This window comes from Teichococcus aerofrigidensis (genome assembly GCF_054073225.1).
The window spans coordinates 1-7,697 of the sequence record NZ_JBSXMU010000134.1 but is presented as its reverse complement, the minus strand read 5'-3'; the positions used below and the strand labels follow the sequence as shown (position 1 = coordinate 7,697).

The window sequence follows — 7,697 nt, the reverse complement described above, 5'->3', positions numbered from 1 at the left end:
GCCCTCGACCGGGCGGCGAATGGCGAGATCGAGGCCATCGAGCACCGGCCGGTGCGCCTGCCCGACGCCGCGCTCCAGGCCCTGACCGCCGCGGCCTGAGCGCGGCCTCCCGTCCCCCCTCTCCCGACAAGGACCGAGACCCATGCCCACCCTGACCGACTATGCCCGGAACATGCTGGCGCGCGCGCTCTGCGCCCGTTCGCCCAGCCTGCCCTCGACGGTCTATCTGGCACTCGGCACCGGCGCCACCGCCGCCGGCCTGAGCGGCGAGCCCGTGGGCAACGGCTATGCCCGCCAGCGCGTGACCTTCACCGGCACCGGGCTGCAGCGCAACGCCGACGTCATCCGCTTCGTCTTCAATGCCAGCTTCACCGTGAACGGCGTGGCGACGACGCTCAACCTGACGCATCTCTGCCTCTACGACGCCCTCTCGGGCGGCAACCCCCTCGCCTATGGCAGCCTGGCGCAGCCGGCCGCGATCACCGGCCCCGGCACCGTCACGGTCGCCGCCAACGCCCTGACCATCGACAGCCTCTGACCCTCCGCCCTTCCAGCAGGAGCGCCTTCCCCATGAGCGCATGGATCCGCAACCAGATCGCCCAGCCCAGCACCTGGCGGGGCCTGTTCCTCATCATGGCCTCGGGCTTCGGCATCACCCTCTCGCCGGAGCTGCAGAGCGCGCTGCCGAACTTCGCCGTCGCGGCGCTGGGTCTCTACGAGGCGCTGCGCCGGGAGGTGACGGCGCGCCGGGCCGGGCCGGACGCCGGCGGCTAGCCGGCAGGCACTCCGGCGCGGCGGCGCCCTGCCGCGCCGGCCTTTTCAGGATGCACCCGATTGACGCCTCGCCCGCGGACCGGAAGGATCGTCCCCAGACAAGAACAACGAGGCTTCCGATGTCCCTGCGATCCCTCCGCGCTGGCCTGCTCGCCGCCGCGGCGCTGCTCGGCCTGTCCGCCCTGCCCGGGGCCGCCCGCGCCGGCGCGACCTTCGATGCCATCAAGGCGCGCGGCACCCTGAACTGCGGCGTGAACGTCGGCAGCGCCGGCTTCTCGCAGCCCGACAGCCAGGGCGTCTGGCGCGGGCTCGACGCCGATCTCTGCCGCTTCGTCGCCACCGCCCTGTTCGGCGATCCGGCCAAGGTGCGCTTCCTGCCGCTGACGGCGCAGCAGCGCTTCACCGCCGCCCAGGCCGGCGAGGTGGACGTGCTGATCCGCCAGACCACCCTGACCCTGTCGCGCGACACCACCCTCGGCCTGCGGATGGTGCATCCCTACCTCTATGACGGCCACGGCTTCATGGTGAGGAAGGCGGCCAACCTCGGCGGCATCGCGGAACTCGGCGGCGCCACCGTCTGCCTGCTGCAGGGCACCACGAACGAGGTGGTCACGGCCGACTGGGCGCGCACCGCCGGGGTGCAGATCCAGCCGGTGCTGTTCGACCGCATCGACGTCGCGGCCCAGGCCTTCTTCTCCGGCCGCTGCGACGCCATCGGCACCGATGCGACGCAGCTCGCCTCCGCCCGCTCCACCGCCCCCAACCCGGGCGACTACGTCATCCTGCCCGAGCGGATCTCCAAGGAACCCTATGGCCCCGTGGTCCGCCGCGACGACCCGGAATGGTTCGACGTCATCCGCTGGGTCACCATGGCGGTGGTGCAGGCGGAGGAGCTGGGCGTGAACAGCACCAACGCGGAGAAGATGCGGGCCGAGAGCAGCAATCCCGAGGTGCGCCGCCTGCTGGGCGTCACCCCCGACACCGGGCAGAACCTGAAGCTGCCGCAGAACTGGGCCTATGACGCCATCCGCAAGGTCGGCAACTACGGCGAGATCTATGACCGCAACATCGGCCCGAAGACGCCGCTCGGGCTGGAGCGGGGCATGAACGCCCTCTGGACCGAGGGCGGCCTGCTCTACGCCTGGCCGATGCGCTGAGACGGGCCGGCCGCGCGGCGCGGGATTCCGCCGCCGCGCGGCACAAAGGGGCTTGCGCGGGGCCGCGCATCCCCCTAGGAACCGCCTCGCTTTCCCGGCGCCCGCTGCTGTAGCTCAGTGGTAGAGCACTCCCTTGGTAAGGGAGAGGTCGACAGTTCAATCCTGTCCAGCAGCACCAGCCGCCCCTTCCCCGGCCGTTTTCCCCGCATCCGACGATGACCGAGTCCCCCGGCAAGCCGCCTTCTCCCGCCGAGCCGGCCGGGGCCGAGCGCGCGCCCCGCCTGGCCGCCGCGCTGCGCGAGAACCTCCGCCGCCGCAAGGCGCAGAGCCGCGGCCGCGCCGACCCCCCGCCCCCCGCCGAGCCGGCACCGCCCAAGCCGCGGGACTGACGCGGCCGCCCTCGCCGGCCCTCGGTTGCCGAGGCCAGCCCGCTGCGCTATCCCGGCCCGCCTTTGCCGCCCGCCCCCGTTGCCGCCCGCCCTTGTGCCAGGACGCCGCCGCCATGCCCATCATGCCCGACAGCTGGATCCGCCGCATGGCGACGGGGCACGGCATGATCGAGCCCTTCGTCGAGAACCAGCGGCGCGAGGGCGTGATCTCCTTCGGCCTCTCCTCCTATGGCTACGACGCGCGTCTGGCCGACGAGTTCAAGGTCTTCACCAACGTCGACAACGCCCTGGTGGACCCGAAGAAGTTCGCCGAGGACAGCTTCGTCACCCGCCGCGGCCCGACCTGCATCATCCCGCCCAACTCCTTCGCGCTGGCGCATACGGTCGAGTATTTCCGCATCCCGCGCGACGTGCTGGTGATCTGCCTCGGCAAGTCCACCTATGCCCGCTGCGGCCTGATCGTGAACGTCACGCCGCTGGAGCCCGAATGGGAGGGGCAGGTGACGATCGAGATCTCCAACACCACCCCGCTGCCGGCCCGCATCTACGCCAATGAGGGAATCTGCCAGTTCCTCTTCCTGCAGGGGGCCGGGGCGCCGGAGGTGTCCTATGCCGACCGCCGCGGCAAGTACATGGGCCAGCGCGGCGTTGCGCTGCCGCGCCTCTGAGCGGCGCAAGGAAGTAAGGGAGTAAGGCGCATGGACCGCATCCGCATCCGCGGCGGCCGCACCCTCAGGGGCAGCCTCGCCATCGGCGGCGCCAAGAACGCCGCCCTGCCGCTGATGGCGGCGGCGCTGCTGACCGATCAGCCGCTGGTGCTGACCAACGCCCCGGCGCTGGCCGATGTCACCACCATGCGCCAGCTGCTCTCCCAGCACGGGCCGCGCGTCGAGCACGACACCGCCGGCCGCCGCCTGCTGCTGGAGGGCGCCGCCACGCAGTTCGAGGCGCCCTACGACCTGGTCCGCAAGATGCGCGCCTCGATCCTGGTGCTCGGCCCGCTGCTCGCCCGCTACGGCCAGGCGCGGGTGTCGCTGCCCGGCGGCTGCTCGATCGGCACCCGGCCGGTGGACCTGCACCTCAAGGGGCTGGAGGCCATGGGCGCCAGCATCGACCTCGAGGGCGGCTATATCGACGCCCGCGCGCCCGAGGGGGGGCTGCGCGGCGCCCGCATCCTCTTCCCGCAGGTCTCGGTCGGCGCGACCGAGAACCTGCTGATGGCCGCGACGCTGGCGCGCGGCACCACCACGCTGGTCAACGCGGCGCGCGAGCCCGAGATCTGCGACCTCGCCCGCTGCCTGACCGCCATGGGCGCGCGGATCGACGGCATCGGCACCGACCGGCTGGTGATCGAGGGGGTGGAGAGCCTCGGCGGCGCCACCCATCCGATCCTGCCCGACCGCATCGAGGCCGGCACCTTCGCCTGCGCCGCCGCCATCACCGGGGGCGAGGTGCTGCTGGAGGGGGTGCGACTCGAGATCTTCGGCGCCGTCTCGGCCAATCTGCGCGAGGCCGGGGTGGAGCTGATCCAGGAGGAGGCCGGGCTCCGCGTGCAGCGGGTGGACGGGCTGCGCGGCGTCGATGCCGTGACCGAGCCCTTCCCCGGTTTCGCCACCGACATGCAGGCCCAGTTCATGGCGCTGATGGCGGTGGCCGAGGGGGCCTCGATGATCACCGAGACGATCTTCGAGAACCGCTTCATGCATGTGCCGGAGCTGACGCGGATGGGCGCGCGGATCAACGCGCACGGCTCCTCGGCCATCGTGCGCGGCGTCTCCCGCCTGACCGGGGCGCCGGTGATGGCGACCGACCTGCGCGCCTCCGTCTCGCTGATCATCGCCGGGCTGGCGGCGCAGGGCGACACGGTGGTCAACCGCGTCTACCACCTCGACCGCGGCTATGAGCGGATCGAGCGCAAGCTCGCCGGGGTCGGCGCGGACATAGAACGTCTGCCCGGCTGACATGGCTCCGTCTCGGAAGCGGTGATACAACCCGTCATGGACCTGCCGATCTCGCCCCTCACCCCGGCCGCCGGGAATGCCGCCCAGCCGCTGGTGCTGGCCCTGCCCAAGGGGCGCATCCTGAAGGAGGTCGGGCCGCTGCTGGTCCGCGCCGGCATCGTGCCGGCCGAGGATTTCCACCACGAGTCCAGCCGCCGCCTGCGCTTCGAGACCAACGACCCGGCGCTCGACGTGGTGCGCGTCCGCTCCTTCGACGTCGCCACCTTCGTCGCCTTCGGCGCCGCCCAGATCGGCATCTGCGGGGCGGACGTGCTGATGGAGCATGACTATCCGGAGATCTACGCGCCGCTCGATCTCGGCATCGGCCGCTGCCGCGTCAGCGTGGCCGAGCCGGAGGAGATGGCGGGCGCCGGCGGCCTGACCCGCGAATCCCGCCTCGCCGTCGCCACCAAGTACCCCAACATCGCCCGCCGCCACTTCGCCGCGCACGGCATCCAGGCCGAGGTGGTGCACCTGAACGGCGCCATGGAGCTGGCCCCCTCGCTCGGCCTCTCCCGCGCCATCGTCGACCTGGTGCAGACCGGCTCGACGCTGAAGGCCAACGGACTGGTGGAGACCGACGTCATCGCCCAGGTCACCTCCCGCCTGATCGTCAACCGCACCGCGCTGAAGACCCAGCCCGAGGCGATCGGCGTCTGGCTCGCCCGCTTCCGCGCCGCCCTGGCCGAGGTCGCCGCATGATCCGCCTCTCCACCGCCGAGCCCGGCTTCGAGGCCGGCTTTCGCGCCCTGCTCGACCAGGCGCGCGACACCACCGCCCGGGTCGACGCCGCCGTCGCCAGCATCATCGGCGAGATCCGCGCGCGCGGCGACGCCGCCCTGCTCGACCTGACCGCCCGCTTCGACCGCTGGACCCCGCGCGACGCCGCGGCGCTGCGCGTCGGCGAGGCCGAGATCGCGGCCGCCGCCGCCGCCTGCGCGCCCGAGCTGCTGGACGCGCTGGACCTCGCCGCCACCCGCATCGAGCGCTTCCACCAGGCGCAGCTGCCGCGCGACCTCGAGATGGACGATCCGCTGGGCCTGACCCTCGGCCTGCGCTGGAGCGCGGTCGATGCCGTCGGTCTCTACGTGCCGGGCGGCAAGGCGGCCTATCCCTCCTCGGTGCTGATGAACGCCATCCCGGCGCGCGTCGCCGGGGTGCCGCGCGTCGCCATCTGCGTGCCGACGCCGGACGGGGCGCTGAACCCGCTGGTGCTGGCCGCCGCGCAACGGGCCGGCGTCACCGAGATCTGGCGCGTCGGCGGCGCCCAGGCCATCGCCGCCCTGGCCTGGGGCACCGAGAGCATCGCGCCGGTGGACCGCGTCGCCGGGCCGGGCAATGCCTATGTGGCCGAGGCCAAGCGGCAGGTCTTCGGCCGGGTCGGCATCGATTCGATCGCCGGCCCGTCCGAGGTGGTGGTGCTGGCCGATGCCTCGCAGGACCCGGCGCTGATCGCCATCGACCTGCTGGCCCAGGCCGAGCACGACGAAAGCGCCCAGGCCATCCTGATCACCACCAGCGGGCAGATGGCGCATGCCGTCGAGCAGGCGGTGCGGGAGCAACTGGCCAGCCTGCCGCGCGCCGCCATCGCTGCCGAGAGCTGGCGCCGCCACGGCGCCATCCTGGTGGTGCGCGACTGGGAGGAGGGCGCGGCGCTGGTGGACCGGCTGGCGCCCGAGCACCTCGAGGTGATGGTGGCCGAGCCCGAGGCGCTCTTCGCCCGCATCCGCCATGCCGGCGCCGCCTTCCTGGGCCCGCATTGCCCGGAGGCGCTGGGCGACTACGTCGCCGGGCCGAACCATGTGCTGCCGACCGGCCGCACGGCGCGCTTCGCCTCCGGCCTGTCGGTCTTCGACTTCCTCAAGCGCACCACCTGGATCAGCGCCGAGGCGCGGGGCCTGGAGGCGGTCGGCCCCGCCGCCATCGCCCTGGCCGAGGCGGAGGGCCTGACCGCCCATGCCCGCAGCCTGGCCCTCCGGCTGGGCCAGCGCGGCGGCGAGCCCACGTGACGGGCCCGGGTGAGCCGCGCGCTCCGATGGTTGAAGAATCGGCCGCCTGACGCCATTTCTGCCTCCGACCGGAGGGCGGGCGCGGCCTCGCGCCGCCCCGGCCATTCTTGACCGCCAGGGCAGGGGCCATCATGGTCCGCGCCGCTGGCGCATTCCCGCGCGCCCCCAAGCCGAAACCATGCCGAAAGAGGCCTGATGTCAAAAGAAGATATGATCGAGTTCAGCGGCCAGGTCGTCGAGCTCCTTCCCAACGCGATGTTCCGCGTGAAGCTCGACAACGAGCACATGGTCCTGGCCCATACCAGCGGCAAGATGCGCAAGAACCGCATCCGCGTCCTGGCCGGGGACCGCGTGAACGTGGAGATGACGCCCTACGACCTGACCAAGGGCCGTATCACCTTCCGGTTCAAGTAATGTCCGTGGCGGGCCCGCCGGCCCTGGAAGCGACCCGCGAGGGCGCCCTGCCCCCTCCCCCTTCCGGGCCCGCCCGCCCGCCGCTGCTGCTGGCCAGCGCCAGCCCGCGCCGCCGCGACCTGCTGGCGCGGATCGGCATCACCCCGGCGGCGATCTGGGCACCCGGGATCGACGAGACGCCGGCGCGGGACGAACTGCCACGCCAGCTCGCCGGCCGCCTCTCGCGCCAGAAGGCCGAGGCCGCGCGCGCCCGCTGGCCCGGGCATCTCGTGCTCGCCGCCGATACGGTGGTGGGGGTCGGCCGCCGCATCCTGCCCAAGGCCGAGACCGAGGCCGAGGCGCGGGACTGCCTGGCCCTGCTCTCCGGCCGCCGCCACCGCGTGCACACCGGCGTCGCCCTCGCCCTGCCGGAGGGCCGCGTGCTGACCCGGCTGGTGGAGACCACGGTCACCTTCCAGCGCCTGACGCCGCAGCAGGTCGAGGCCTATCTCGCCGGCGGGGAATGGCGCGGCAAGGCGGGCGGCTACACCATCCAGGAATCGGCGGAGGCCTTCGTCCGCTTCCTGTCGGGCAGCCATTCCAACGTCGTCGGCCTGCCGCTGCACGAGACCGCGCAGTTGCTGCGGGGCATCGGGTGGCTGCGCCCCTGATCCTGGTTTCCGCCTCGCCCGGCGAGCAGCGGACCGCCCTCCTGGCCGATGGCCGGCTGGAGGCCGCCTTCATCGAGCGTCCGGCCCGGCCGGAGGGCATCGGCGATCTGCACATCGCCCGCCTCGCCGCCCGCGCCCCGGCCATGGCCGGGGCCTTCCTGGCCATGGCCGGGGGCGAGACCGGCTTCCTGCCCGATTCCGCGGGCGCCAAGGGCCGCGGCGAGGGCGAGTGGCTGCGCGTCGCCGTCACCCGCGCGGCGCAGGGCGGCAAGGGGCCGCGCCTGGCGCTGCGGCCGGGGGACGG

Annotated in this window: 10 protein-coding genes, 1 tRNA gene and 1 pseudogene; all 12 read left to right on the top strand. The window is 73.2% G+C overall.

Annotated features, from left to right (window positions below):
• Positions 1–142: 142 nt before the first annotated feature.
• Entirely contained in the window at positions 143–538 is a 396-nt protein-coding gene (locus tag ACVMLK_RS18310; protein WP_198366049.1) for a phage tail fiber protein, read from the top strand.
• 32 nt (positions 539–570) lie between these two features.
• Complete coding sequence (locus ACVMLK_RS18305) at positions 571–774, top strand: hypothetical protein (protein WP_198366048.1); 204 nt, start codon at positions 571–573, stop codon at positions 772–774.
• A 119-nt stretch (positions 775–893) separates the two neighbouring features.
• Positions 894–1,931 carry an amino acid ABC transporter substrate-binding protein gene (locus ACVMLK_RS18300; protein WP_198366047.1) on the top strand — a complete coding sequence of 346 codons (1,038 nt, stop codon included), beginning with the start codon at positions 894–896 and terminating at the stop codon, positions 1,929–1,931.
• Between the two features lie 103 nt (positions 1,932–2,034).
• Positions 2,035–2,109 (top strand) — tRNA-Thr (locus tag ACVMLK_RS18295).
• Positions 2,110–2,146: 37 nt separating this feature from the next.
• Positions 2,147–2,320 (top strand): hypothetical protein, encoded by a 174-nt coding sequence (locus ACVMLK_RS18290; protein WP_457487209.1) that lies wholly within the window; start codon positions 2,147–2,149, stop codon positions 2,318–2,320.
• 113 nt (positions 2,321–2,433) lie between these two features.
• Complete coding sequence (dcd, locus tag ACVMLK_RS18285) at positions 2,434–2,988, top strand: dCTP deaminase (RefSeq protein ID WP_198366045.1); 555 nt, start codon at positions 2,434–2,436, stop codon at positions 2,986–2,988.
• Positions 2,989–3,018: 30 nt separating this feature from the next.
• Entirely contained in the window at positions 3,019–4,281 is a 1,263-nt protein-coding gene (gene murA, locus ACVMLK_RS18280; protein ID WP_457487208.1) for a UDP-N-acetylglucosamine 1-carboxyvinyltransferase, read from the top strand.
• A gap of 36 nt (positions 4,282–4,317) precedes the next feature.
• Positions 4,318–5,022 (top strand): ATP phosphoribosyltransferase, encoded by a 705-nt coding sequence (gene hisG, locus ACVMLK_RS18275; protein WP_457487207.1) that lies wholly within the window; start codon positions 4,318–4,320, stop codon positions 5,020–5,022.
• Positions 5,019–6,329, top strand: a complete 1,311-nt coding sequence (hisD, locus tag ACVMLK_RS18270; protein ID WP_422921659.1) for a histidinol dehydrogenase — start codon at positions 5,019–5,021, stop codon at positions 6,327–6,329. Before hisG ends, hisD begins: the two co-directional genes overlap by 4 nt.
• Positions 6,330–6,524: 195 nt before the next feature.
• Entirely contained in the window at positions 6,525–6,743 is a 219-nt protein-coding gene (gene infA, locus ACVMLK_RS18265) for a translation initiation factor IF-1 (RefSeq protein WP_007003972.1), read from the top strand.
• The gene (locus ACVMLK_RS18260) at positions 6,743–7,393 is read left to right on the top strand and encodes a Maf family protein (RefSeq protein ID WP_198366041.1); all 651 of its coding nucleotides are present in this window, start codon (positions 6,743–6,745) and stop codon (positions 7,391–7,393) included. Before infA ends, ACVMLK_RS18260 begins: the two co-directional genes overlap by 1 nt.
• A pseudogene (locus ACVMLK_RS18255) lies at positions 7,378–7,697 on the top strand (ribonuclease E/G); the annotation flags it as partial. The gene ACVMLK_RS18260 and the pseudogene ACVMLK_RS18255, both read left to right, overlap by 16 nt.

Excerpts from the sequence above, each read along its gene's own strand:
- dcd (WP_198366045.1), top strand. The coding sequence starts at position 2,434 with ATGCCCATCATGCCCGACAGCTGGATCCGCCGCATGGCGACGGGGCAC.
- ACVMLK_RS18290 (WP_457487209.1), top strand. The coding sequence starts at position 2,147 with ATGACCGAGTCCCCCGGCAAGCCGCCTTCTCCCGCCGAGCCGGCCGGG.
- murA (WP_457487208.1), top strand. The coding sequence starts at position 3,019 with ATGGACCGCATCCGCATCCGCGGCGGCCGCACCCTCAGGGGCAGCCTC.
- hisD (WP_422921659.1), top strand. The coding sequence starts at position 5,019 with ATGATCCGCCTCTCCACCGCCGAGCCCGGCTTCGAGGCCGGCTTTCGC.
- infA (WP_007003972.1), top strand. The coding sequence starts at position 6,525 with ATGTCAAAAGAAGATATGATCGAGTTCAGCGGCCAGGTCGTCGAGCTC.
- ACVMLK_RS18305 (WP_198366048.1), top strand. The coding sequence starts at position 571 with ATGAGCGCATGGATCCGCAACCAGATCGCCCAGCCCAGCACCTGGCGG.
- ACVMLK_RS18310 (WP_198366049.1), top strand. The coding sequence starts at position 143 with ATGCCCACCCTGACCGACTATGCCCGGAACATGCTGGCGCGCGCGCTC.
- hisG (WP_457487207.1), top strand. The coding sequence starts at position 4,318 with ATGGACCTGCCGATCTCGCCCCTCACCCCGGCCGCCGGGAATGCCGCC.
- ACVMLK_RS18300 (WP_198366047.1), top strand. The coding sequence starts at position 894 with ATGTCCCTGCGATCCCTCCGCGCTGGCCTGCTCGCCGCCGCGGCGCTG.
- ACVMLK_RS18260 (WP_198366041.1), top strand. The coding sequence starts at position 6,743 with ATGTCCGTGGCGGGCCCGCCGGCCCTGGAAGCGACCCGCGAGGGCGCC.